This window comes from Kitasatospora sp. NPDC094028 (assembly GCF_049543595.1).
GTDB lineage: Bacteria > Actinomycetota > Actinomycetes > Streptomycetales > Streptomycetaceae > Kitasatospora.
Map to the genome: position 1 here is coordinate 187942 of NZ_JBMVFA010000012.1, position 23561 is coordinate 211502.

The 23561-nt window shown below is 74.6% G+C and carries 22 protein-coding genes and 3 pseudogenes; 19 read left to right on the top strand and 6 right to left on the bottom strand.

What is annotated here, in order from left to right; all coding sequences use genetic code 11:
* Positions 1-60 precede the first annotated feature (60 nt).
* From ACPC54_RS20450 to ACPC54_RS20480, 7 genes and pseudogenes are all read left to right on the top strand, one after another.
* Positions 61-1251: a lanthionine synthetase LanC family protein gene (locus ACPC54_RS20450; protein ID WP_498966516.1), complete on the top strand. Its 1191-nt coding sequence runs from the start codon at positions 61-63 to the stop codon at positions 1249-1251.
* Between the two features lie 168 nt (positions 1252-1419).
* On the top strand, positions 1420-1842 hold the full coding sequence (locus ACPC54_RS20455) for a hypothetical protein (protein WP_498966518.1): 423 nt from the start codon (positions 1420-1422) through the stop codon (positions 1840-1842).
* Between the two features lie 405 nt (positions 1843-2247).
* Positions 2248-4551: a molybdopterin cofactor-binding domain-containing protein gene (locus ACPC54_RS20460; protein ID WP_498966519.1), complete on the top strand. Its 2304-nt coding sequence runs from the start codon at positions 2248-2250 to the stop codon at positions 4549-4551.
* 19 nt (positions 4552-4570) lie between these two features.
* Positions 4571-5047 carry a (2Fe-2S)-binding protein gene (locus ACPC54_RS20465; protein WP_498966521.1) on the top strand — a complete coding sequence of 159 codons (477 nt, stop codon included), beginning with the start codon at positions 4571-4573 and terminating at the stop codon, positions 5045-5047.
* Between the two features lie 10 nt (positions 5048-5057).
* Entirely contained in the window at positions 5058-5198 is a 141-nt protein-coding gene (locus ACPC54_RS20470; protein WP_498966523.1) for a hypothetical protein, read from the top strand.
* Between the two features lie 96 nt (positions 5199-5294).
* Positions 5295-5510 carry an efflux permease Rv1217c-related protein gene (locus ACPC54_RS20475; RefSeq protein WP_498966524.1) on the top strand — a complete coding sequence of 72 codons (216 nt, stop codon included), beginning with the start codon at positions 5295-5297 and terminating at the stop codon, positions 5508-5510.
* 16 nt (positions 5511-5526) lie between these two features.
* Positions 5527-5619 (top strand): annotated as a pseudogene (locus tag ACPC54_RS20480) (beta-ketoacyl synthase N-terminal-like domain-containing protein); the annotation flags it as partial.
* On the opposite strand, the gene ACPC54_RS20485 reads toward ACPC54_RS20480, so the two are convergent.
* Positions 5616-5825, bottom strand: coding sequence for an Arc family DNA-binding protein (locus ACPC54_RS20485; protein ID WP_498966526.1), 210 nt, complete (start codon positions 5823-5825; stop codon positions 5616-5618). The pseudogene ACPC54_RS20480 and the gene ACPC54_RS20485 overlap by 4 nt on opposite strands.
* A 28-nt stretch (positions 5826-5853) precedes the next feature.
* Here ACPC54_RS20485 and ACPC54_RS20490 point away from each other — a divergent pair, with 28 nt between their 5' ends.
* On the top strand, positions 5854-7152 hold the full coding sequence (locus tag ACPC54_RS20490; RefSeq protein WP_498966528.1) for an RNA-guided endonuclease InsQ/TnpB family protein: 1299 nt from the start codon (positions 5854-5856) through the stop codon (positions 7150-7152).
* Between the two features lie 10 nt (positions 7153-7162).
* Positions 7163-7315 (top strand): hypothetical protein, encoded by a 153-nt coding sequence (locus ACPC54_RS20495; RefSeq protein ID WP_498966529.1) that lies wholly within the window; start codon positions 7163-7165, stop codon positions 7313-7315.
* A gap of 73 nt (positions 7316-7388) precedes the next feature.
* Here the strand turns inward: ACPC54_RS20495 and ACPC54_RS20500 are convergent, their stop codons facing one another.
* The gene (locus tag ACPC54_RS20500; protein ID WP_498966531.1) at positions 7389-8180 is read right to left on the bottom strand and encodes a COG4705 family protein; all 792 of its coding nucleotides are present in this window, start codon (positions 8178-8180) and stop codon (positions 7389-7391) included.
* A 49-nt stretch (positions 8181-8229) separates the two neighbouring features.
* Entirely contained in the window at positions 8230-8835 is a 606-nt protein-coding gene (locus ACPC54_RS20505; RefSeq protein WP_498966532.1) for a hypothetical protein, read from the bottom strand.
* A 138-nt stretch (positions 8836-8973) separates the two neighbouring features.
* On the opposite strand from ACPC54_RS20505, the gene ACPC54_RS20510 reads away from it, so the two are divergent.
* The 4 genes and pseudogenes from ACPC54_RS20510 to ACPC54_RS20525 form a co-directional block, all read left to right on the top strand.
* Positions 8974-9651, top strand: a complete 678-nt coding sequence (locus ACPC54_RS20510; RefSeq protein ID WP_498966533.1) for a response regulator transcription factor — start codon at positions 8974-8976, stop codon at positions 9649-9651.
* Positions 9644-11134, top strand: coding sequence for a sensor histidine kinase (locus ACPC54_RS20515; RefSeq protein WP_498966534.1), 1491 nt, complete (start codon positions 9644-9646; stop codon positions 11132-11134). Before ACPC54_RS20510 ends, ACPC54_RS20515 begins: the two co-directional genes overlap by 8 nt.
* Positions 11135-11339: 205 nt before the next feature.
* Positions 11340-11930, top strand: a pseudogene (locus ACPC54_RS20520) (carbohydrate binding domain-containing protein); the annotation flags it as partial.
* Positions 11931-12155: 225 nt separating this feature from the next.
* Positions 12156-13121: pseudogene (locus ACPC54_RS20525) on the top strand (chitinase); the annotation flags it as partial.
* A gap of 65 nt (positions 13122-13186) precedes the next feature.
* Here ACPC54_RS20525 and ACPC54_RS20530 read toward each other — a convergent pair.
* The gene (locus tag ACPC54_RS20530; RefSeq protein ID WP_498966536.1) at positions 13187-14788 is read right to left on the bottom strand and encodes an ABC-F family ATP-binding cassette domain-containing protein; all 1602 of its coding nucleotides are present in this window, start codon (positions 14786-14788) and stop codon (positions 13187-13189) included.
* A 248-nt stretch (positions 14789-15036) separates the two neighbouring features.
* A complete protein-coding gene (locus tag ACPC54_RS20535; RefSeq protein WP_498966537.1) occupies positions 15037-16431 on the bottom strand; it encodes an NAD(P)/FAD-dependent oxidoreductase in 1395 nt (464 codons plus the stop codon).
* A 120-nt stretch (positions 16432-16551) separates the two neighbouring features.
* Between ACPC54_RS20535 and ACPC54_RS20540 the strand changes: the two genes are divergently transcribed.
* The 6 genes from ACPC54_RS20540 (at position 16552) to ACPC54_RS20565 (ending at position 21747) form a co-directional block, all read left to right on the top strand.
* Entirely contained in the window at positions 16552-16938 is a 387-nt protein-coding gene (locus ACPC54_RS20540; RefSeq protein ID WP_498966540.1) for a VOC family protein, read from the top strand.
* Positions 16939-17241: 303 nt separating this feature from the next.
* The gene (locus ACPC54_RS20545; protein WP_498966541.1) at positions 17242-18822 is read left to right on the top strand and encodes a GlnX family signal transduction membrane protein; all 1581 of its coding nucleotides are present in this window, start codon (positions 17242-17244) and stop codon (positions 18820-18822) included.
* Positions 18823-18920: 98 nt separating this feature from the next.
* Entirely contained in the window at positions 18921-19517 is a 597-nt protein-coding gene (locus tag ACPC54_RS20550; protein ID WP_498966542.1) for a helix-turn-helix domain-containing protein, read from the top strand.
* A gap of 65 nt (positions 19518-19582) precedes the next feature.
* The gene (gene lepB / locus ACPC54_RS20555; protein WP_498966543.1) at positions 19583-20557 is read left to right on the top strand and encodes a signal peptidase I; all 975 of its coding nucleotides are present in this window, start codon (positions 19583-19585) and stop codon (positions 20555-20557) included.
* A gap of 167 nt (positions 20558-20724) precedes the next feature.
* Complete coding sequence (locus tag ACPC54_RS20560) at positions 20725-20991, top strand: hypothetical protein (protein ID WP_498966544.1); 267 nt, start codon at positions 20725-20727, stop codon at positions 20989-20991.
* 96 nt (positions 20992-21087) lie between these two features.
* The gene (locus tag ACPC54_RS20565; protein WP_498966546.1) at positions 21088-21747 is read left to right on the top strand and encodes a double zinc ribbon domain-containing protein; all 660 of its coding nucleotides are present in this window, start codon (positions 21088-21090) and stop codon (positions 21745-21747) included.
* A gap of 91 nt (positions 21748-21838) precedes the next feature.
* On the opposite strand, the gene ACPC54_RS20570 is transcribed toward ACPC54_RS20565, so the two are convergent.
* Complete coding sequence (locus tag ACPC54_RS20570) at positions 21839-23536, bottom strand: LCP family protein (protein ID WP_498966547.1); 1698 nt, start codon at positions 23534-23536, stop codon at positions 21839-21841.
* Positions 23537-23561 lie beyond the last annotated feature (25 nt).

Here is a 23561-nt window from a genome sequence, read left to right on the forward strand (position 1 = left end):
CCCACTGAAGCGGGCGGTCACCGGCCGCCGTACCCGACCCACCACCCCGAGCGAGGTCCGTTGACTCCCACCGAAGCCGTCCAGGCGGTCACCGCCCAACTCGCCCGCCCCGCCGGGCCGGAGGCCGTCCCGACTCCGGGGCTCGGGGCCGGTCTCAGTGGTGCGGCGCTCGCCCTCGCGGTGCTGGCCGGGCCGGACGCGGGGCTGCGCCGGGCCGCGCACGGGCTGCTCGCGCACGCGGTGCGGGCGCCCGGGGCGATGCGCGGGGGCGGCCTCTTCTCCGGTGCGGCCGCCGTGGCCTTCGCCGCCCGCACCATGGCGCGGGGCCCCGGCGAGTACCGGGGGCTCATGGACGCGCTCGCGCCCCGGGTCGGTGAGTCCGCCGCCGGGCGGGTGGCCGCGCTGCGGGCCGATCTGGCGGCGGGGGCGGGGCTGCGGGCGCACACCTTCGACGCGGTCTCGGGGGCGGCGGGTCTGGGCCGGCTGCTGCTGGCCCTGGAGCCGGACGGGCCCGCGCTGGCCGGAGTGCTGGCGGCCCTGGTGGAGCTGGCCGGGCCGGCCGGCGGGGCGCTGCCGCGCTGGTGGACGGCGGGCGGGCCGGGGCTGCCGGGAGCGGACGCCGACCACCCCCGCGGCCACGTCAACCTCGGTCTGGCGCACGGCGTTCCGGGCCCGCTCGCGCTGCTGGCGCTGGCCCGGCTGCGGGGCGTGCGGGTGCCCGGGCAGGACGAGGCGATCGAGGCGCTGGCGTGCTGGCTCGCCGCCCACCGGCTGCCCGCCGGCGGCTGGTCGATGACGCTGAAGGTGGAGGACGTGGAGGAGGGCCGACCACCCGCGGACGCGCCGACCCGGGCGGCCTGGTGCTACGGCACCCCGGGTGCGGCGCGGGCGCTGTTCCTCGCCGGCACGGCGCTGGGCCGCGCCGACTGGCGGGCCTCGGCCGTCGGCGCGCTCGTCGCCGCCCTGGCCGAGCCGGCGACCTGGCACCTGGCCGGCGCCGGGCTCTGCCACGGCACCGGCGGTCTGCTGCGGATCGTCCAGCGGATGGCCGGGGACTCCGGCTCCGCCGACCTGGCCGGCCACCTGCCCGCCCTCGCCGCGGCCGCCGCCCGCGACCTCGCCGCCGCCCTCGCGGCCGGGGAGCCCGCCACTCTGCTGGAGGGCACCGCCGGCGCGGCCCTGGCCCTGCACGCCCACACCGATCCCGGCGCAGCCGACGCGGACTGGGACGCGTTCCTGCTCCTGGGCTGAGCCCGCCGGTTCGCCGGGGCCCGGTGGCGGGGCCGGCACGCCTGCCTGCCTTCGGACGAGACGGTGTCGCACGTTCGGTCCAAAAGCGCGTGCCCGTGAGGGGGCGGCGGAGGGCCGGACGGAGGCTGGGGCGCCAGGTGGGGGATCGCCAACCGAGACGGAGAAGCCGTGACCGAGCCGGACTACTACCAGTTCCACTCCACCCATGGGAGCCACACCCCGCTGCACGTCGTCTGGATGCCGATGGGCCCGGGTGGCCTGAGCTCGTTCGAGTACGCCGACTCGACGAGGTCCCTGGTGTTCCGGGGCTCGGAGGTGACGGTGGACAAGACTCCGCTCGGACAGGTGGTGAGCGTGACGATCGAGATCTCGATCGACCGCGGGTCGACCTCGTTCTCCGTGCTGGTGCCCTCGGTCAACCTGGGCGGGCCGAGCGCGACGGTGAGCACCATCGGCATCACCACCGTGCACCGGATCGGGATCGGGCCGATGGCCGGGCAGCTCGACGTCTACTCCGTGACCCCGCTCATCGGCACGGCCGAGACCCGGATCATCCCGCTTGAGGAGAAGACCGGCGCCGCCACGGCGTGAACGCGCCCGCCGGGACACCACGGCCCCCACCGCCTTCGGATGGCGGTGGGGGCCGTGTCCTGATCTCGACGGCGGGGTTCCGGTCAGGATGCCGCGGTCCGTGGCGGGGGCGGTGCCGAGAGGGCCCTGACATCACATCAAGTTACTTTCAGGTAATATCGCCGGTCGTCCGGTGACCACCCCCGGCCCGCTCGAAGGACTTGTCCGCCGCCCGATCGCCAGTTCCACCGTTCCGGCCGCCGTCCCGTCGGAATGCGACGGGCCGGAGTCGAACCGTGGAGATTGAGTGATGATCCGGTGGTCTGAGGGCCGATCCGCCAGGGTGGTGGCCGCAGACAGCAACAGGACGCCCGGTTCCGACGACCAGAAAACGGTCAACGCCGGGCCGAAGAAGGGGAGTTACCGATGACCCGGGCTGACAGTCCGAGGCCGGAGGCCGATCCGCACGCCATCGGCAGGCGCCGCTTCCTCGGGTACGTGCTCGCGGCTCCGACCCTCGTCGCCGCCGCCGAACTCGGCCTGGCGCCCGAGGCGCAGGCGCAGCTCCCGTCGCCCGACATCACGCGGCTGCTCGACCTCAACGACGTGATGACCGCGGCCGCCCTGCCGACCGCGAACCTCATCACGGTCGAGGTGAACAAGGACGGCACCGTCTCCTTCGCGCTGCCCCGGGCCGAGGTCGGGCAGGGCATCACCACGTCCTCGGCGATGCTGATCGCCGAGGAACTGGACGTCCCGGTGGAGAAGGTGCGGGTCACCCTGGCCGACGCCCGGCCGGAACTGCTCTTCAATCAGCTCACCGGCGGGTCGAACACCACCATCGCGACCTTCGTGCCGATCCGGGTCGCCGCGGCCGTCGCCCGGGGCCGGCTGCTGGCGGCGGCCGCGATCGAGCTCGGCGCGGTGGTCGGGGACCTCACCCTGCGGGCCGGGGTCGTCACCGACGCGGCGGGCCGCGGCATCGGCATCGGCGATCTCGCCGAGAAGGCCGCCGGCGTCCGGACCGAGCCGGTGTCCGTTGTGCTCAAGCCGCGCGAGCGCTTCACCGTCATCGGCACGCCGCACAACCGCGTCGACGCGCTCGCCGCGGTGACCGGGCGCAAGAAGTTCGCGATGGACCTCCAGATCCCGGACGCCAAGCCGACCATGGTCTGCCGCCCGCCGACGATCAACGGTACGGTCCGGTCGGTGGCCAACGCCGACCAGGTCCGCGCCATGCCGGGCGTCACCGACGTCACGGTGATCTCCACCGGCGTCGCGGTCCGCGCGGAGACCTTCGGCCAGTGCATCGACGCCGTCCGCGCCCTCCAGGTGACCTGGGCGGACGGGACGGCGGCCGGCAAGTCCGACGACACCGTGCTGGCCGAACTGCGCGCCGCCGAGGCGCCGTTCGTGCTCCCGGCGCTGACCCCCACGGTCGAGGGCACGTTCACCTTCCACTTCCGCAGCAACAGCGCGCTGGAGACCAACTGCGCGATAGCCGACGTGCGGCCCGGCCGCGCCGAGATCTGGTCGGCCCTGAAGTCGCCGATCGTGGCCAAGGAGGCCATCGCCGCCAAGCTCGGCCTGCCGCCCTCCGCCGTCACCGTGCACGTCACCGAGAGCGGCGGCTCCTTCGGGCGCCGGCTCTTCCACGACGCCGCGTCGGAGGCCGCCGAGATCTCCCAGCGGATCGGCAAGCCCGTCAAGCTCATGTGGCACCGCGCGGACGACTCCCGGCAGGGGCGCGCCCACCCCATGGCCACCTCCCGGGTGCGCGCCTCCTACCTCGGCACCGAGGTGCTCGGCTACGCGCAGCACCACACCAGCGTCTCGACCGACCTCAGCATGGGGCTCGGCGAGATCTTCACCGCCATGGCGGCGAAGCTGCCGGTGGGCGACATCGGCTTCTCCGAGACCTTCTTCCAGCTCTCCCAGTCGATGCCCTACCGCTTCGGCGTCAGCAGCCGGCTGCTGACCGAGACCGACAAGGGCTTCAACACCGGCAGCATGCGCAACGTCTACTCCCCGGACGTCACCACCGCCCGGGAGCTGGTCGTCGACCAGCTCGCCGCCCGGATGGGCAAGGACCCGTACCGGTTCCGGAGCGAGTTCCTCGCCGACGACCGCGCCCGGGCGGCGCTCGACAAGGTCGCCGAGGTCGGCGGCTGGGGCCGGACGATGCCGGCGGGCACGGCCCAGGGGATCGCCTTCCACTCCGAGTACCACGCCGTCAGCGCGGTGCTGGTGGAGATCGATTGCCGGCCCGAGACCGTCGACCGGCCCGTCCGCAACGGCGTGGCCGGACCGCGCGTCACCAAGGCCGTCCTCGCCGTGGACGTCGGCCTCGCCGTCAACCCGCGCGGCCTGGAGGCCCAGATGATGGGCTGCGTCATGGACGGCATCGCCCAGACCCTGACCTCCAGCCTGCACCTGCGCGACGGGTACTTCCTGGAGGCGAGCTGGGACAACTACTTCTACACCCGGCAGTGGAACACGCCCCCGGAGCTGCAGGTCATCGTCCTGCCGACCACCACCGGCGAGCCCGGCGGGGCCGGGGAGCTCGGCGTCGCCGCGTCGATGGCCGCGGTCGCCTGCGCGTACGGCCGGGCGACGGGCACCATGCCGACCAGCTTCCCGATCAACCACGGCACCCTCTCCTTCGAGCCGAAGCCGACCGTCCCGCCCGTCCCGCCGTCGCCCACCGACGGCCTGAACCTCGCCCGCTGAGGGCCGCTAGGAGATCCCCGTGCCGAAGCACACGTTCCGCCTCAACGGCGAGCAGGTCACCGTCGACGTCGCCGACGACGTGCGACTGCTGTGGGTGCTGCGCGACGTCCTGGGCGTCACCGGACCGAAGTACGGCTGCGGCATCAACGTCTGCAAGGCGTGCACCAGCCACGTCAACGGCAAGGCCGCCAACCCCTGCGCGATCCCGGTCAAGGACCTGGGCCCGACCGACGAGGTCACCACCATCGAAGGGCTGCCGGCCACCGTCGGCAAGGACCTCCACCCGATGCAGCAGGCCTGGCTGGACCACGACGTGGCGCAGTGCGGCTACTGCCAGCCCGGCCAGATCATGGCCGCCGTCGCGCTGGTGCGCCGGGTCGCCGAGGAGGGCCGCGCGATCACCGACGCCGACCTCGACGGCATCCGCAACATCTGCCGCTGCGGGACCTACTTCCGCATCCGCGAGGCGATCAAGGACGGCGCCAGGCACATGTGAGGCGGCGCCGGTGGGGTGCGGGAAGTCGGGCGGACCGGCTTGCCGCACCCCACCGGCGACCGCCCTCCACCGGATCGACGCCTACGGCCGCAACGACCTGTCGAGCTACCTGGGCCTGCGCGGCACCGGCTCGGCCCTCGCCGGGACCTGACCCGGTGCCGCGCGCCCGGCCGGGCCCGGGCGGCGGCCGGGCTCACTGCCCGCCCGCCGCCCGGGACTTGCGCGCACCGCCGCCGAGCTGAGCGAGGTGCTGCGGATCAGCCCGGCGGCCGTCTCCGGAGGCCAACTCGGCGGGGCGTTCGGCTGGAACCAGAAGCTGCTCGACGTCTCGCCGTTCACCCACATCCCGCGGATCCCGGCGGCGAGCCTGAGCGCGACGCCGCTGCTGGTCCTGGTGTTGGTCGCCGCCGCGCTCACCGCGGCCGGCCTGGCCGGCTTCCGCCGCCGCGCGGTCGGCGGCTGACGCCGCTCGTGGTGGGGGCGCGCCGGCCCCCACCTTCACCGTGGACACCGGCTGCTCCTCCTCGGCCGTCGCCATCCACCTGGCAACCCGAGGGTGCCACCGGCTTTAGCCGGTGGGGGAATCGGGCTTCCCGCGTAGCGGTTCAGGCATAGCCGATTCGCCGTCAAGGCGAACCGGCGTCTGGGGAGCAACGGCGTTGAGAGCGACCTCCAGCAGATACAGGATCTCAGAGTTGATGGACCGTCTGTCGGTGGCGGCCTGCACGGCCAGTCGATCCCACAGGTCGTCAGGTGAGCGCAAGGTGTACTTAATCATGCCGCCATTATGCCGCTAACATGGCGGCATGCCACGTTTCCGGATGTACCCGACGCCCGCGCAGGAAGAGCAGATGCTCTTGCACTGCGCGCACGCCCGGTACGTCTGGAACCTCGCCGTCGAGCAGCGCTCCCACTGGAAGCCGGGCCGCAAGTCCGCGCCCGGCTTCGCGGAGCAGTGCCGCCAGCTCACCGAAGCCCGCAGGTCAGAGGAGTGGCTGGGTTCCGGTAACGCGGACGTGCAGCAGCAGGCGTTGAAGGACTTCGCCAAGGCTGTCAGCGCCCGGTTCACCTCCGGGTTCGGCGAGCCGACATGGCGCAAGCGGTACCGGCACGAGGGCTTCCGGGTCATCGGCACCGATCGTGTCCCGGAGTACCTGCCGGATGGATCGCCGAAGCTGAACGTCAAGACCGGTAAACAGGTCTTCGGTCGGTCCGTGGTAGTGCAGAAGCTCAACCGCCGGTGGGCTCAGGTCAAGGTGCCCGGCTGTGGCTGGGTGCGCTTCAAGCTTTCCCCGAAAGGGAAGGGCGCAACGCTTCCGGACGCGAAGACGTTCCGCGTCACCTGGCGCAACGGCCAGTGGCACGCGGCATTCGCCGTCATCCCCGACCCGACCCCCGCGCCCGGCACGGGCGAGATCATTGGCATAGACCGGGGTGTGGCCATCACCGCCGCCCTGTCCGACGGCCGCACGCTGAACTGCCCGCAGCTCACCGTCAAGGAGCGCGCGCAGATCCGCAAGCACCAGCGCCGCGCCGCCCGCGCACCCAAGGTCAGCGAGCAGAAGACCGCCGAGTACGCAAAGGTCGCCCAGCTCAAGGCCCGCGAGGCGAACCGGCGCAAGGACTGGTGCGAGAAGACCAGCACTGACCTGGCCAGATCCTATGACCTGATCCGGTTCGAGAAGCTGAACATCAAGAGCATGACTCGCTCCGCCAAGGGAACTGTCGAGGAGCCCGGCAGGCGCGTCGCCCAGAAGTCAGGACTCAACCGGGCGATCCTCGCCCAGGGCTGGGGACTCCTGCGCCAGCGCACCGAACACAAGGCTCCCGGGCGCGTCGAAGACGTACCGGCCCCGTACACCTCACTCCAGTGCAGCCAGTGCAAGTGGATCGACAAGAACTCGCGCAAGAGCCAAGCCGAGTTCGAATGCTCCAACTGCGGGTTCACCTGCAACGCCGACACCAACGCAGCAACCAACGTCGCGGTAGGACAGGCCGTAAGGCCCCGGAAGCGAGCTTCCGGTACCGGAGGGGTGACACCGCGCCAGCGGTCGAGCGCCCGTGAACCTCAACACCCCACGGGTGTTGGAATCCCCCGGCTTTAGCCGGGGGAGGATGTCAACTGGCCACCTGAGCACCGGCGAGGACGCCGAGCAGCGCCGGGTCAGCATCGACTGCGTGGACGTCTTCGAACTCGGCGAGGAGGGGAGGATCGCCGGGCTCCGGGTCTACTGGGGCCTGACCGACTACGCGTTCGGCGACGCATAGCCGAACGCCCGGGGTCCGCCGCCGCATCGGGCAGAGCGGACCCCGGGCGTCCGACGCGCAGGGGCCGGGGGGTTCAGGCCGGCATCCGGGCGGCGCGGCGCTCGGACCGGCCCAGCCAGGCCACCGCCGCGAGGATGACCACCGCGAGGACGAGGCTGACCGGCCCGGTGCCGAGGTCCAGGCCGCCGCGCTCGCGGCTCACCCCGGCCCAGTCGGCGAAGCAGGCGCCGAGCGGCCGGGTGAGCACGTAGGCCCACCAGAACGCCAGGACCGGCGGCAGCGCCGAGAACCGGTGGGCCAGCGCGGGCAGCGCGATCAGGGCGGCGAACAGCAGCCCGGACGGCAGGTAGCCCCAGCCCAGGGTGGCCGCGGTCAGGTCGCCCACGGCCGTGCCGAGGGCGAAGGTCGCCATCACCGCGCACCAGTAGAAGACCTCGCGGCGGCCGCTCGCGACGGTCTCCACCGCGAGCGTCCCCTCCGTCCGGTGCCACAGCGCGAACACCAGGGCGAGGGCCGCCGCGAACGCCGTCGCGGACACGGCGTACGGCACCCCGAGGGCGACGTGCGCGACATCGGCGGCCATGGTGCCGAACACGCTCACCATGATCACCGCCGCCCAGTACACCGCGGGGACGTAACGCCTGGTCCGGGCCTGCGCGAACAGCGCGACGGCCAGCAGCAGCCCGGCCGAGCCGACCGCCGGGACCGGCCCGAGCACCCGGGCGAGGTAGTCGGAGGTGGTCTCACCCATACCGGTGGTGAGGATCTTGACGGCCCAGAACGCCGCCGTCACCCGGGGGACCTTGCTCAGCACGGGTCCCCCGGGGGCGAAGCGGCGCGCACCGGCCGTTCGAGGGGTGGTCATGGCGCCCAACAGGACAGCACTCCTTGGTTACGGGCCCGATGGGCGACGGTCAGTGGTCCAGGACGGTGTTGCCGGTGACCGAGGCGCCGGCCCCGTCCACGGTCACCAGGTGCCGCACGCCGTCCGGCCCGAGGACCACGGCCTGCCAGGCGCTGCCGCCGCCCTGCTGGGCGACCGTGGTCAGCGACTCCACCTTGCCGCCCGACACCGCGCCCGCCGCCTTGGTCACGGCCGTGCCGGCGTCGGCCGACGGCAGCGGCGCCGGCGCGGCCTTCCCGGTCCGGCCGCCGCCCTGGGCCTGCGTGCCGTCGCCGGCCTGCGTGCCGTCCTCGCCGCCCTGACGGCCCTCGCCGCCGTGCCGGCCGTGGTGACCGCCGTGACCGCCGTGGCCGCCCTGGTCGCCGTGGCCGCCGTGCTGCTCCCGGTCGCCCGCCGCCCACTGGCGGCCGTCGCCGTGGCCCTCGTGCTCGTGGTGGTGGACCGCCATCGCCGCCGCACCGGCGCCGACCACGACCACCGCCGCCCCGACCACGACCCAGCGCGCCGACCGGCGGCGCACCCAGCGCCCGGCCCGGCCCAGGCCCGTGCGCGTCCTGCCCGGGGCCGCGGCCTCCGGCTGCTCCTGCGGTTCCCCGGCTGCTACGGGCTCGCTCATCGCGCCCACCCCATTCTCGGCAAGGCCCGGGCCGACCCCGGGCGGTGCGGACAATATGACCGGGCCTTGCTGAAGATCGGCTGAAGAACCGAAGACCCCTTCAGCCTCCCGCTCCGACGACCTGCGACCCTGGTGGGCATGCGTGTACTGGTGGTGGAGGACGAGCGGCGACTGGCCCTGGCGCTGCAGCACGGGCTGACCGCGGAGGGCTTCACCGTCGACGTCGCCCACGACGGCCTGACCGGCCTCGCCAAGGCCATGGAGCACGCCTACGACGTGGTGCTGCTCGACATCATGCTGCCCGGCCTCAACGGCTACCGGGTCTGCTCCCGGCTGCGGGCCTCCGGCAGCGACGTCGGCATCCTGATGCTCACCGCCAAGGACGGCGAGTGGGACGAGGCCGAGGCGCTGGACACCGGCGCCGACGACTACCTGTCCAAGCCGTTCTCCTTCGTCGTCCTCGTCGCCCGGCTGCGCGCCCTCGCCCGGCGGATCGGCAGCCGCGCGCCCCGGCGCACCGTCCTGGGCGACCTCGTGGTCGACTCGGCCGCCCGCACCTGCACCCGGGCCGGCACCGCCGTCGCCCTCACCCCGCGCGAGTTCGCGATCCTCGACCACCTCGCCCGGCGGGCCGGCGAGGCCGTCTCCAAGCGGGAGATCCTCGAAGCGGTCTGGGACAGCGGCCCGGACAGCGACCCCAACACCGTCGAGGTCCACGTCAGCGCCCTGCGCCGCAAGATCGACACCCCGTACGGGCGGGCCGCGGTGCAGACCGTGCGCGGCGCCGGCTACCGGCTGGCGGCCGACGGTGGCTGACCCGACCCCGGCCGGCCGCGGCCCGCGCGCGCCGCGCCGCCGCCCCGCCCTGCGCCGCCGCCTCGTGCCGCGCCCCCGCCCCGCCCTGCGCCGCCTCCTGGCCCGCCACCCGCGCCTCGCGGCCCTGGTCGAGCGGCTGACCCCGCGCTCGGTCCGGGCCCGCACCACCCTCGCCGCCTGCCTCAGCGTCGCCGTCGTCCTCGCCGCCTCCGCCGCCGCCGTCGTCCTCCTGCTGCGCGCCAACCTGGAGCGCACCGTCGAGACCGGCGCCCGCGAACAGGCCCAGGCCGTCGCCCGGCTGGCCGCGGACGGGCGGCTCAGCAGCCCGCTGCCGCTCGACCACGGCACCGACTTCATCCAGGTCGTCGACGCGAACGGCCGGGTGCTCGCCGCCAGCCAGAACCTGGCCGGCCACCCCGCGGTCGCCCCCACCGGCCACCGGGAGGGCCACCGCACGTACAACGTCGGCGTCCTGGGCGACGAGCACCACCAGCGCGTCGCCACCACGACCGCCGCCACCCCGGCCGGCCCGGTCACCGTCCACGTCGGCGCCTCGCTGCGCACCGCCGACGCCGCCCAGGACGTCACCACCGCGGCCCTGGCCGTGCTGAGCACGGTCCTGCTGCTCACCGTCGGCCTGCTCACCTGGCGGGCGACCGGCCGGGCCCTGCGGCCGGTGGAGGCGATCCGCGCCGAGGTGGCGGCGATCGGCGACCGCGAGCTGAACCGCCGCGTCCCCGAGCCCCGCAGCGACGACGAGATCGCCCGGCTGGCCGGGACCATGAACGCCATGCTGGAGCGCCTGGAAGCCGCCGGGGCCCGGCAGCGCCGCTTCATCGCCGACGCCTCGCACGAGCTGCGCAGCCCGCTCACCGTCCTGCGCACCCAGCTCGAAGTGGCCCTCGGCCTGCCCGATCCGCAGGTCCGGGCCGAAATGGTGGCGGGCGCCCTGGAGGACACCGAGCGGCTGCAGCGCCTCGCCGCCGACCTGCTGCTGCTGGCCCGGCTGGACGTCGCCGGGCAGGGCCGGCCGGAGGAGGCCGTCGACCTGGCCGAGCTGGTGCGCAGCACCGTCGCGGCCCGGGGCGCCGGGGAGCGGCCGGTCACCGTCCACGCGCCGGCGAGCGTCACGGTGCCCGGAAACCCGCTGTGGCTGGGCCGGCTGCTGACCAACCTGCTCGACAACGCCCAGCGCCACGCCCGCCGGGCCGTCACCGTCCGGCTGGACCTGGACGGCGGCTCGGGGCAGGCCGTGCTGGACGTCGCCAACGACGGGCCGCCGATCGGGCCGGCCGACCGGGAGAAGATCTTCGAGCGCTTCGCCCGCCTGGACGACGCCCGCAGCCGCGACGACGGCGGCGCGGGCCTCGGCCTGCCGATCGCCCGTGACATCGCCGCCGTGCACGGGGGCACCCTCACCGTCCTGGACACCCCGGGTGCCACCACCTTCCGCACCCGGCTGCCGGGGGAGCGGCCCAACTGACCGGCGGGGCGCGGCCGGTGCCCGTCCCGGGCGGCCTCTCCGATTGGTCCAGACCTCAATTGGTCCAGACCTATTGACGGGGCTTGCCGACCCTCCTACGATCCGGTCCGGCACAGCCCCACATGTCCCCACCTCACCCAGAGCCGGGCGTCACGCCCCCACGCACTGGCATGCCCATGGCGTTCCGGCGGGAAGGGAGCACAGCATGTTCCGTCGGAGGTCGCGCACCCCCCGTCCGTCGGGCGAACCCCGCCCCTGTCCGGACCCGGGCCGCCGCGCGGGCGACCGGGCCGGGCACGAGCCGCGGCGCACGGCCCTGGTCCGCGCGACCCGGGCGAACCGCACCGAGCCCGCACCGACCGTCCTGCGGCGCTCCCTCGCCGCGGTGAGCGCCGCCGCCGTCGTCGCGGCCGGCCTCGCCGTGGCCGGCACCGTCACCGCCGGGGCCGCCACCCCCAACCTGGTGGCCAACCCCGGCTTCGAGAACGGGCTCACCGGCTGGACCTGCACCGGCGGCTCCGGCGAGGTCGTCGGCAGCCCGGTCCACTCCGGCGCCGGCGCGCTCAAGGCCACGCCGAGCGGCCAGGACGACGCCCAGTGCGGCCAGACCGTCAGCGTGCAGCCCAACTCGCAGTACACACTGAGCGCCTACGTCCAGGGCAGCTACGTCTACCTGGGCGCCACCGGCACCGGCGCCGGCAGCGACCCGTCCACCTGGACGCCGGGCAACGCGTCCTACGGCCGGCTCAGCGTCGACTTCACCACCGGGCCGACCACCACCTCGGTGACCGTCTACCTGCACGGCTGGTACGGGCAGCCGGCGTACTTCGCGGACGACGTCTCGCTCACCGGCCCCGGCGGCAGCAGCCCCTCGCCGACCAGCACCCCGCCCACCTCCGCGCCGCCCACCAGCACCCCGCCGACCACGCCCCCGCCGACCTCGACGCCCCCCACCTCCACCCCGCCCAGCTCGACGCCCCCCACCAGCACCCCGCCCACCTCCACCCCGCCGACCACGCCGCCGCCCGGTGACACCTGCCCCACGAAGCCCAAGCCCTCGGGCAAGGTGCTGCAGGGCTACTGGGAGAACTGGGACGGCGCCTCGAACGGCGTCCACCCCGGCATGGGCTGGGTCCCGATCACGGACAGCCGGATCGCCGCGCACGGCTACAACGTCGTCAACGCCGCCTTCCCGGTGATCCTCTCGGACGGCACCGTCCTGTGGCAGGACGGCATGGACACCAACGTCAAGGTCTCGACCCCCGCCGAGATGTGCCAGGCCAAGGCGAACGGCGCGACCGTCCTGATGTCGATCGGCGGCGCCGCCGCGGGCATCGACCTGAGCTCCGGCACCGTCGCCGACAGGTTCGTGGCGACCGTCGTCCCGATCCTCAAGAAGTACAACTTCGACGGCATCGACATCGACATCGAGACCGGCCTGTCCGGCAGCGGCGACATCAACGCGCCGTCCGCCTCCCAGACCAACCTGATGCGCATCATCGACGGCGTGCTGGCCCAGATGCCCGCGGGCTTCGGCCTGACCATGGCCCCCGAGACCGCGTACGTCACCGGCGGCAGCGTCACCTACGGGTCGATCTGGGGCGCCTACCTGCCGATCGTCAAGAAGTACGCCGACAACGGGCAGCTGTGGTGGCTGAACATGCAGTACTACAACGGCAGCATGTACGGCTGCTCCGGCGACTCCTACCAGGCCGGCACCGTGCAGGGCTTCACCGCCCAGACCACCTGCCTGAACACCGGCCTGACCGTCCAGGGCACCACCGTCCGGGTGCCCTACGACAAGCAGGTGCCCGGCCTGCCGGCCCAGCCCGGCGCAGGCGGCGGCTATATGGATCCGGGCCTGGTCGGCCAGGCGTGGAGCGCCTTCGGCGGTTCGCTGAAGGGACTGATGACCTGGTCGCTCAACTGGGACGGCTCGAAGGGCTGGACCTTCGGCGACAACGTCCGCTCCCTCCAGGGTCGTTGACGCCCGGGCCGTTGGCCGGCGGTGGTCCGGCCGGCCAACGGCCCGGTCCTTCCCGGCGGGGGCGGTCAGGACGCGGTGACCAGGTCCAGGTAGCCGTCGTGCCACAGGTCCTCGTCGCCGTCCGGCAGCAGCAGCACCCGGTCGGGGCGCAGGGCCCCGATCGCCCCCGGGTCGTGGGTGACCATCACGATGGCGCCCGGGTAGGTGCCGACCGCGGCCAGCACCTCGGTGCGGGAGGCCGGGTCGAGGTTGTTGGTGGGCTCGTCCAGGAGCAGCACGTTGGCACCGGAGTGGACCAGCCCGGCCAGCGCGAGCCTGGTCTTCTCCCCGCCGGAGAGCACCCCGGCCGGCTTGTCGGCGTCGTCGCCGCGGAACAGGAACGCGCCCAGCACCTGCCGGAGTTCGCCGTCGCCGAGGTGCGGCGCGGTCCGGGCGAGGTTGTCGCGCACGGACAGCTCCGGGGCGAGGGTGTCGTGCTCCTGGGCGAAGTAGCCGAGCCGCAGGCCCGGGCCGGGGACGACCCGGCCGGAGTCGGGGGTCTCGTGGCCGGCCAGCAGCCGCAGCAGGGTGGTCTTGCCCGCGCCGTTGTGGCCGAGGACGACCAGCCGGCTGCCGCGGTCCACGGCGAGGTCCAGCCCGGCCAGGACCGGGCGGCCGGCGTAGGCCTTGGCGAGGCTGACCGCCCCCAGCGGCATCCGCCCGCAGGGGGCGGGTTCGGGCAGCCGGATGCGGGCGGTGCGCTCGGCCGCGCGGGCGGGTTCGAGCCCGGCGAGCATCCGGTCGGCGCGGCGGGCCATGCCGCGGGCGGTGGTCGCGGTGGCGACGTTGGCCCGCATCCGGTCGGCCTGGGCGTGCAGCGCGGCGGCCTTGCGCTCGGCGTTGGCCCGCTCGCGGGTGCGGCGGCGCTCGTCGGCGGCCCGCTGCGCGAGGTAGGCCCGCCAGCCGGTGTTGTGGACGTCGACGGCGGCGCGCTGCGGGTCGAGGTGGAAGACCCGGTTGACGGTGTGCTCCAGCAGGTCGAGGTCGTGGCTGATCAGGACCAGTCCGCCCTGGTGGGAGGTCAGGAAGCCGCGCAGCCAGCCGACCGAGTCGGCGTCCAGGTGGTTGGTGGGCTCGTCGAGCAGCAGGGTGCCGTGGTCGGCGGAGAGGATGCGGGCGAGTTCGACCCGCCGCCGCTGGCCGCCGGACAGGGTGCCGACCGGCTGGTCCATGAGCCGGGCGGGCAGGCCGAGCCCGGCCGCCACCCGGGCGGCCTCGGCCTCGGCCGCGTACCCGCCCCGGGACTGGAACCGGGCCTCCGCGCGGGCGTAGTCGTCCATCGCCCGGCGTTCGCGGGCGGCCGAGTCGGCCAGGGCCATCGCCTCCTCGGCGGCGCGCAGGGCGCGGACGGCGCCGTCCAGGCCGCGGGCGGACAGGACGCGGTCGGTGACGGTGGCGGCCGGGTCGGCGGCCCGGGAGTCCTGCGGGAGGTAGCCGACGGCGCCGGTGCGGGTGACGGTGCCGGCGGCGGGCGGCAGGTGCCCGGCGAGGGCGGCGAGCAGGGTGGTCTTGCCGGCGCCGTTGCGGCCGACCAGGCCGATCCGGTCGCCGGGGGCGATGTGCAGGCTGACGTCGGACAGCAGCAGGCGGGCACCGACGCGCACGTCGACACCACGGGTGGTGATCACGGGATGACGCTCCGAAAAAGCTGAGGGACACACGGGTGGCGTGGAAGCGGGTCCGTCAGCTAGGAGATGCGGGGCGTCGACATGCGGGTCAGGCTAGCGGGCGGCCGGAAGGACCGCACCCGAATTACCGGCGGAGGGGTTCCGGCGGGGGCTCCGGCCGGGCGCCGGTCCGGGCCCGTGGCCGCGCGCCTCGACGGGCGGCGGCCACGGTGGGGCGGCCGGGGCGGCCGAGGCGGCTCAGCCCCGCATCAGCCGCGCAGTACCGAGGCGATGACGGTCGGCCGGAACAGCAGGCTCGGCGGCGCCACCAGGGACATCACCTCGTGGAAGGCCGCGGTCACCGCGGGGTCGTGGGTGGCGGCGGCCAGCACCCGGTCCAGGAACCGGTGCTGCAGCCTGACCAGCGCGCCGGACGGGCCGCCGGTGGTGGCAGGGAAGCGGGCGTCCTCGGCGCCGGCCATGATCCACGGGTTCTTGGACGCCGCGGTGATCTCGCGCCGGGCGTCCCGGGCCATGGCCGGCCCGATGCCGCCGTGCCGCAGCGAACTGCGCCGCAGGGCCAGCGCGCCGAGCAGCGCGACGCTGATCCCCTGGCCGTACACCGGGTTGAAGGTGCTGGCCGCGTCGCCGATGGCGATCAGCCCGGCCGGCGCGCCGCGCTCGTAGTGCCGCCGCACGCTCGGACCGGGCCGGAAGCCCCGCACCTCGCTCGCCGGTTCGGCGGACCGCAGCGCCTCGCGCAGGCTCGGGTCGCGCAGGCCGTCGAGGTGCTTGGCGAACCCGGCCTCGCCGGGCTCGGGTTCGGCGCCGCGCATGCCCGCCAGGCTGACGATCCAGCGGTCGCCCTCGACCGGCAGCAGTACGCCCATCCGCGCGGCGTGCGGCGCCTTGGTCTGGAGGTAGACGGCCTTGCAGCCGCCGAGGTCCGCCCCGGCGGGGCGGTGGAACAGCCGGGAACTGTAGGCGACGCCCGCGTCCACCCGCTCCTCCGGGACGGCCGGGCAGCCGAGTTCGGCCAGCCAGGCCGCGGTGGCGGTGGTGCGGCCCGCCGCGTCGACCACCAGGTCCGCCGGGATCTCGCGGACGTCGCCGCGCCCGGCGCCGCCGGCGCCCTCGGCCGGGTCGCCGTCGGCCGCGTCCGGCCCGTCCGAGCCGCCGCGGGCCCGGACCCGCACCCCGGTGACCGCCCCCGCCGAGCCGAGCAGCCCGACCACCTCGGTGCCCTCCAGGAACTCGATGGACCGCTCGGTGCGGACCCGGTCGAGCACCGCGTGGTCCAACACCGGCCGGGTGCACGAGAGAAAGGCCACCTGGGCCGGGTAGTCGGCCATCCAGCCGGCCGCGCTGAGCCAGCGCAGGTCGCGCGAGACCGTCACCGGCTCGGCACCGGCCTGCGTCAGTTGGTGCTTGATGCCCGGCATCAGCTCCTCCAGCGCGCGGTGCCCGGCCTCCAGCACCAGGTGCCCGTGCCGGGCCTGCGGCACCCCGGCCCGGAACCGCGGCTGGTCCGGGTAGCGGTCGCGCTCCACCACGACGATCCGGTCGGCGGCGCCGCGCAGCGCCCAGGCCGCGGCCAGCCCGGCCAGCCCGCCGCCGATCACCACCGCCGTGCCCCGCCCGGGGGCCCTCTGCGTAGAAGTCATGCCACGTAGCGTAGTGGGGGAACTGTCCTGCGTGATCGTGTGGTTGATCACCGCCGGGCGGGCACGGCCGCCGGGGCGGCCGGGTGGCGCCGGGCGGGGAAATCGGGAAGGCTCGGGCGCATGGTCTCAGTGGTGCAGAACGTGGCGATCGACTGTGCGGATGCCTATGAACTGGCCCGGTTCTGGAGCCGGGTGACGGGCTGTCCGGTCGATCCGGGGGACGGGCCGGGCGATCCGGAGGTCCAGGTGCCGCTCGGGGAGGGCGGCCCGGTGCTGTACTTCAGCCAGGTCCCCGAGCCCAAGACGAGCAAGAACCGGATCCACCTGTGCCTGCGCCCGGAGACCACCCGCGAGCAGGAGGTGGAGCGCCTGCTGGAGCTCGGCGCCACCCTGGTCGCCGACCGCCGGAAGCCGGACGGCGCCGGCTGGGCCGTCCTCGCCGACCCGGAGGGCAACGAGTTCTGCGTGCTGCGCAGCGCCTCCGACCGGGCCGCCATGGAGTCCTGACCCTCCGGCGGTCCTCCGGCGACCGTCCCGGCGGTCCGCCGGGCCCGGCTCCGCCACCCTCCCTCGACGCCGCGTCGACGCGGCGTCGACGCGGCGTCACGACGGCCGTGCACGGACGACCGGCCGGGCGTCGGTCGGGCGCCAAGAAAGCGTCAAGATCGGCGTCCGGCGGCGTCAAGGAGGCGTCAGGACACCCCTCTCCACCGCCCGTGCGGGACTAGCGTCGCCCGGCGGAGAAACGGTTCTGCTCGCCCGGTGAAAGCGGCGGGCGGACCGGGCGACGGGGGAGAGGGACGTGAGGCCATGAGCACCTCGGTAGCGGGCACGCACAGCGGAGCCGGCCCGGACGGCGACGCCGGCACGGCGGCCGAGGAGCCGGCCCCACCGGCCCCGGCGGCGCCGGCGGCCCCGGCGGCCCCGGCGAACACCCCGCCCGGCCCGCCCGGCCCCGCGGCCCGGCTCGCCCGCCTGACCCGGACGGTCGGCGGCCGCGCGTACTGGACCACCCCGCGCCTGGTCCGCGCCCTCACGGCGCTCAGCCTGGCCGCCCTGCTCGGCCTCGCCGCCACCGCCACCGCCGTCCTCGGCGGGGCCCGCGACGGCACCGACACCATCGGCCACCGGGCCGCCCCGCAGGCCACCCGCGCCGCCGACCTCTACTTCGCGCTCAGCGACATGGACGCCCAGGCCGCCAACCTGCTGCTGGTCGGCGCGGACCGGGACTACGCGACGCTGCGCCAGCAGACCCTCGACACCTACGAGCGCCGCCGCGCCCAGGCCGACGACGACCTCCAGCAGGCCGCCCAGGCCGCCGCCGACGACCCGGAGGGCCGCCGCGCCGTCCAGCAGGTGCTCGGCCAACTCGGCAGCTACGAGGCCCTGGTGGCCCGCGCCCAGCTGCTGGAGGAGCAGGCCCAGGCCCCGGCGGGCCGGCCCCCGCAGGCCGCCCTGGAGGCCTACCGGCAGGCCACCGACCTGCTGCGGCAGCAACTGCTGCCCGCCGCCGACCACGTGGGCACCGCCAACGGCACCACCGTGGACAAGGTCTACGGCGAGCAGCGCGACGCGCTGGCCGCCGGCTGGTGGTGGCTGCTCGGCGCCGGCGTCCTGGCGCTCGCCGCCCTCGTCGGGCTCCAACGCGCGCTGACCGTCCGCTTCCACCGGAGCGTCAACCCGGCGCTGGCCGCCGTCACCCTGCTCACCGGCGCGGCGCTGGTCAGCGGCCTCGCCCTGGTGGGCCGGGCCGACGACCACCTGGTCACCGCCAAGAGCAACGCCTACGACTCGGTGATCTCGCTCAGCCGGGCGCGGGCGCTCGCCTACGACATGAACGCCGACGAGAGCCGCTACCTGACCGACCCGGGCCGCGCCGCCGCGTACGAGCAGAGCTACCTGGACAAGACCCAGGCGATCGCCCGCATCGACGGCGCCACCCTGGCGGACTACGACGGCCGGCTGGCCGCCTCCGTCGACCGGTACCACCGGAACCGCTCGGCCGTGCCGGTCGGCGGCTACCTCGGCAACGAGCTGAACAACATCACCTTCGACGGCGAACTGCCCGCCGCCGAACGCGTGCTGAGCTCCTTCCAGCAGTACCAGGTGACCGACCGCCGGATCCGCGCGCTGGCCGTGGCCGGGCGGCTCAAGGAGGCGGTAACGCTCAACACCGGCCTGTCGGAAGGGCAGTCCAACTACGAGTTCGAGCAGCTGAGCACGGCGATGGGGGACACCATCGCGGTCAACGCCACCGAGCTGGACCGGGCCGTGGCCGCCACCGACGACGACCTCGACGGCACCACCGCCGCCCTGGCGGGCACCGTGCTCGCGGTGGCGCTCGGCCTGACGGCGCTCGGAGTGCGGGCCCGGCTGCGCGAGTACCGGTAGCGGCCGGTGGCGGTCGGGCGACGGCGAGCACGGCGCCCGACCGCCCTTCCGGTGTGCCGGATTGACAAGCACCCTTGCCGTCCCGGCGAATGGCAGGCATGGCCGACGAAGAGTTCGACAACGTCCTGACCACGGTGGGCCCCCGGCTGCGCGCGCTGCGCCGGGAGCGCGGCACCACGCTCGCCAAGCTGTCCGCCGCCACCGGCATCTCGCTCAGCACGCTGTCCCGGCTGGAGTCCGGCCAGCGCCGGCCGACCCTGGAGCTGCTGCTGCCGCTGGCCCGGGAGTACCGGGTGCCGCTGGACGAACTGGTCGGCGCCCCGGCCACCGGGGACCCGCGCATCCACCCGCGCCCGGTGACGCGCAACGGCCAGACCATCGTGCCGCTCACCCGCCACCTCGGCGGTCTGCACGCGTACAAGCACATCGTGCCGCCCGGCAAGGGCACCGGGCCGGAGCTGGAGCTGAAGGTGCACGAGGGCTACGAGTGGCTGTACGTGCTGTCCGGACGGCTCCGGCTGGTGCTCGGCCCGCACGACCTGGTGCTGGCGGCGGGCGAGGCCGCCGAGTTCGACACCCGTACCCCGCACGCCTTCGGCAACGCGGGGCCGCAGCCCGTGGAGTTCCTCAGCCTGTTCGGCCCGCAGGGCGAGCGCATCCACGTGCGTGCGCGCCCGGGAACCTCTGTTCGGTAGGTTCGTTGCCTGACAGGGGGGTGCCCGCTCCGGGCTCCCGTCAGGCCGTCGGGAGGGGCCGAAACATGAGTGTGCAGCAGGGCACGGAGTCCGGCGAGAGCGGTGGAACGGACGGGGAGGGACGCGGCCGGCCTGCGGAGGCCGGGAGGCCCGCGGAGTCCGCGGGCACCGGGGCGGGCGCGGCCGCGCACCCGGACGCGACGACGGAGGCCGGGGCCGAGGCCGGCCCCGGCCGGGCCCGCCGGGGCCGGAAGCTGACCTTCTGGCAGGAGCTGCCGATCCTGCTGGTGATCGCCCTGCTGCTCTCGCTCGGCATCAAGACCTTCTTCGTGCAGGCCTTCTCGATCCCCTCCGGCTCGATGCAGCAGACCCTGGAGCTGGGCGACCGCGTACTGGTCGACAAGCTCACCCCCTGGTTCGGCGCCGAGCCCGAGCGCGGCGAAGTGGTGGTCTTCCGCGACCCGGGCGGCTGGCTGGAGGGCCCGCCGAAGAAGGACGACGGCTTCATGGGGTCGGTGCAGAAGGTGCTGAGCACGGTCGGTCTGATGCCCTCGGCGAACGAGAAGGACCTGATCAAGCGTGTGATCGCGGTCGGCGGGGACACCGTGGAGTGCAACGCGGGCAGCCCGCTGAAGGTCAACGGCGTGGCGCTGGACGAGCCGTACATCTTCCCCGGCTCGAAGCCCTGCGACAACGACCCGGTCGGCACCGTGACCGTGCCCAAGGGCAAGCTCTGGGTGATGGGGGACCACCGCAACAACTCGCGCGACTCGCGCCCGCACCACAACGAGACCGGGGACGGCTTCGTGCCGGTGGACAACGTGATCGGGCGGGCCTTCGTGGTCGCGTGGCCGCTGTCGAACTGGTCCACCCTGCCCGTCCCCGGCACCTTCGACCACGTGCCGGACGCGCCGGGCGGCGGCTCGGCGGCCCCGGTGGAGCGGCCGGCCGGGCCTCAGGCGGCCGCGCTGGCCGGAGTGGTGCCGCTGGCCCTGTGGCGCCGCCGCCGGGCCCGGCGCGATGCGGCGCGGGCCCGCTGACGGTCCGTTCCCGCCGGTGCCCGGCGGCCGCCCGGCCGGGTTCGGCGGAACCGCCCCGCCGTGCTCTACGCGACTGTAGAGTTCCGGCCGTGAGCTGCAGGTCGTCCGGTCGCGCGGCCGCCCCCGGTACGGGAGGCCGCGGCCCGGCCGGGTCGGGAGGCGCAACCGTGGTGGAGAGTGGACGCGGCCCGGCCCGCGCCGGGGAGAGCGGTCCGGCGGCGGAGCCGGCCGGACCGGACGTCACCTGGGTCCATCAGCCGGTCGAGGTGGACCTCGGCGACGGCGGCTGGGCGCTCGGCCGGATCAGCGGCTGGTGGCAGGACGCGGCCGGTCAGCGCTGGTGCCGGCTGCGGGTCGGCCGCAGCGGGCAGCCGGCCCGCTGGCAGCGCTTCGACCCGGCCCGGGTGCTGCTGCTGCCGGTGAGCGGCCTGTGAACAGCTGAGGTGGACGGGCCCGGCGGAACCGTTCACGGCGCCCGGTCGTCTCCGGCAGCAACCGCCGACAGGCACCTTCCAGCAACCGGGGACGACGTGGGTTCCGAGATCTACTTCAGCAGCAACTACCGTGACCTGTGCGAGAGCTACGGCACGGGCGCGGGCTTCCAGTTCGAGTTCTACTGCTACCGCTGCAACGACACCTGGCGCTCGCCGTTCGAGCGGTTCACCACCGGCCAGGTGGCCGGCTGGATAGGCAAGGGCGTCAGCGCCGCCTGGAACCTGATCGGCGGCAACGCCAACACCATCAGCAACGCCGCGGACGGCCTCGCCGGGCAGACCTGGGGCACCTCGCGCGACGCCGCCTTCCAGCGCGCGATCCTCAACGCCCAGGACCACTTCAACCGTTGCGCCAAGTGCACGTCGTACGTCTGCGTCCGGTGCTTCGACCCGGGCCTGGGCCTCTGCTTCGACTGCGCGCCGGACACCGCGGTGGAGGCGACGGCGGCGCAGCACCGCGGCCTCAACGACGCGGTCACCGACCGCGCCTTCCAGGCCGGGCAGCAGGCGGGCGCCGGGTTCGACGTCGACGCGCCGCGGCAACTGGTCTGCCCGCAGTGCAGGACGGAGACGCACGGCACGCCGTTCTGCCCCGGCTGCGGCTTCCGGCTGGCGCAGCCCGAGCAGTGCGCGCAGTGCCACAAGGACGTCCCGGAGGGGGCGGCCTTCTGCCCGTCCTGCGGCACCAGGCGCTGACGGACGCGGAGGACGGCGAAGGCGGGACGCCCCCGCAGCTCCGGGGGCGTCCCGCCTTCGTTCGGCCGGCCGCTGTCGGCCGGTCGGCCCGTCAGCCGTAGGAGATGTTGGCGCAGGGGTCGTCGTCCGCCGAGCGGGCCGCACCGGCCACGCTGCTCGGCAGCGGCGCGGGCGCGGCGCCGGGGGTGCCCGCGGCGCCGGCGGAGGCGGCGGCCGGGTTGGCGGCGGCGAAGTCGCGGCCGATGACGACGCTGACGCCCTTGCCGGCGCCGCCGGGCTCGACGGTCGCGCCCGGGAACAGCTTGGCGATGCCCTCGGCGGCGCTCTTCTCACCGGTGCCGTACTCGACGAGCGTGGTGGCGTGCGTCTTGCCGCCGCTCGCGTTGCCGACCGTGACGGAGGTGTAGCCCGCGCCCTTGAGGGTCTCCGCGGCCTTGCCGCCGAGCCCGGTCGTGCCGGTGCCGTTGAGCACGGTGACCTTCACCTCGGCGGCCTTGGCGTCCGCCGGGGCGGCCGGGGAGGGGGAGGCCGGGGCGGCCGGCGTGGTGGGCGCGGCGGACTCGGTGCCGGCCGGGGCCGGCGCGCTCGCGTCCTGGCCGTCGATCGTGCGGTCGGCCTTGAGCGCGGACCACAGCTGGTCCACGTCGGGGTGCACCAGGGCGACCCGGGGGCCCTCGTAACGCCAGGGCGCGGTGAGGAACTTGACGTCGTGCAGGTCGACGTCCTTGATCGACAGGGCGAACGACATCAGCTTGGCGGCCGAGCCGAGGCCGGGGTCGACGGTCAGCGACTTGGTGGCCGCGTCGGCCAGCGGCAGCAGGGTGGTCGGGTCCATGCCGCGGGACTTGACCTGCTTGATGAGCGAGGACAGGAAGGCCTGCTGGCGCTTGGTGCGGCCGATGTCGGAGCCGTCGCCGATGCCGTGCCGGACCCGGACGTAGTCGAGCGCCTGCTGGCCCTCGACCGTCTGCTTGCCCTTGGCGAACAGCAGCTTGCCCTTGTGGCCCAGGTTCGGGTTGAGGTCGCCCTCGTGGATGTCGCTCGGCAGGCAGACCTCGACGCCGCCGACCGCCTTGGTCATCGAGGCGAAGCCGTTGAAGTCGACCACGATGGTGTGGTCGACGCGCAGGTTGGTCAGCTTCTCGACGGCGTTCTGGGTGCAGGCCGGGTTGCCCTGCTCGGTGTCGCCCACCGAGAAGGCGCTGTTGAACATCACATTGGTCTGCTCCTTGGTCCACTTGCCGTTGGGGAGCTTGCACGGCGGGATGTTGACCAGGGAGTCGCGGGGGATCGAGATGCCGACCGCGTGCTTGTGGTCGGCGTAGACGTGCAGCAGGATCGCGGTGTCCGAGCGGGCGCCGCCGTCCCCGCCGCCGCCGAGGTCGCTGTTGCCGTTGCCGCGGCTGTCCGAGCCGATCATCAGGACGTTCACCGGGGTGCGGCCCTGGGCGTCCGGGGCGGCGGCCTCCGGGCGGTCCTTGCTCAGCGCGTCGCCGTCGAAGGTGGTGATGTTGCTGTTCAGGCGGTAGTAGACGGCGCCACCGGCGAGGACGAGCACCGAGGTGATGCCGGCGGTGACCCAGAGCACCTTCTGCTTGGTGCTGCGCTTGGGCTTCTTCTTGGCGCGCCCGGACCGGGGCGCCCCCGCGGCCCCGCCCTCCGTCTTCCCGTCCGCCTTGCCGTCCGTCCTGCCGTTCGGCTTCGCGTCCGATGCGCGGCGGTCCGCCCGACGTCCGCCGGGTCGGTGCGAGGAATTCTCGTTTTCAGGGGAACCCCTGCGCCCAGACACGTCGTCATCCTCCACAGTCGCCACG

What these genes read in the sequence shown, in the direction of transcription:
- ACPC54_RS20460 (WP_498966519.1), top strand. Translation starts at nt 2,248, where the DNA reads ATGACCCGGGCTGACAGTCCGAGGCCGGAGGCCGATCCGCACGCCATC.
- ACPC54_RS20485 (WP_498966526.1), bottom strand. Translation starts at nt 5,825, where the DNA reads ATGATTAAGTACACCTTGCGCTCACCTGACGACCTGTGGGATCGACTG.
- ACPC54_RS20490 (WP_498966528.1), top strand. Translation starts at nt 5,854, where the DNA reads ATGCCACGTTTCCGGATGTACCCGACGCCCGCGCAGGAAGAGCAGATG.
- ACPC54_RS20495 (WP_498966529.1), top strand. Translation starts at nt 7,163, where the DNA reads ATGTCAACTGGCCACCTGAGCACCGGCGAGGACGCCGAGCAGCGCCGG.
- ACPC54_RS20500 (WP_498966531.1), bottom strand. Translation starts at nt 8,180, where the DNA reads ATGACCACCCCTCGAACGGCCGGTGCGCGCCGCTTCGCCCCCGGGGGA.
- ACPC54_RS20505 (WP_498966532.1), bottom strand. Translation starts at nt 8,835, where the DNA reads ATGAGCGAGCCCGTAGCAGCCGGGGAACCGCAGGAGCAGCCGGAGGCC.
- ACPC54_RS20510 (WP_498966533.1), top strand. Translation starts at nt 8,974, where the DNA reads ATGCGTGTACTGGTGGTGGAGGACGAGCGGCGACTGGCCCTGGCGCTG.
- ACPC54_RS20535 (WP_498966537.1), bottom strand. Translation starts at nt 16,431, where the DNA reads ATGACTTCTACGCAGAGGGCCCCCGGGCGGGGCACGGCGGTGGTGATC.
- ACPC54_RS20540 (WP_498966540.1), top strand. Translation starts at nt 16,552, where the DNA reads ATGGTCTCAGTGGTGCAGAACGTGGCGATCGACTGTGCGGATGCCTAT.
- ACPC54_RS20545 (WP_498966541.1), top strand. Translation starts at nt 17,242, where the DNA reads ATGAGCACCTCGGTAGCGGGCACGCACAGCGGAGCCGGCCCGGACGGC.
- ACPC54_RS20550 (WP_498966542.1), top strand. Translation starts at nt 18,921, where the DNA reads ATGGCCGACGAAGAGTTCGACAACGTCCTGACCACGGTGGGCCCCCGG.
- lepB (WP_498966543.1), top strand. Translation starts at nt 19,583, where the DNA reads ATGAGTGTGCAGCAGGGCACGGAGTCCGGCGAGAGCGGTGGAACGGAC.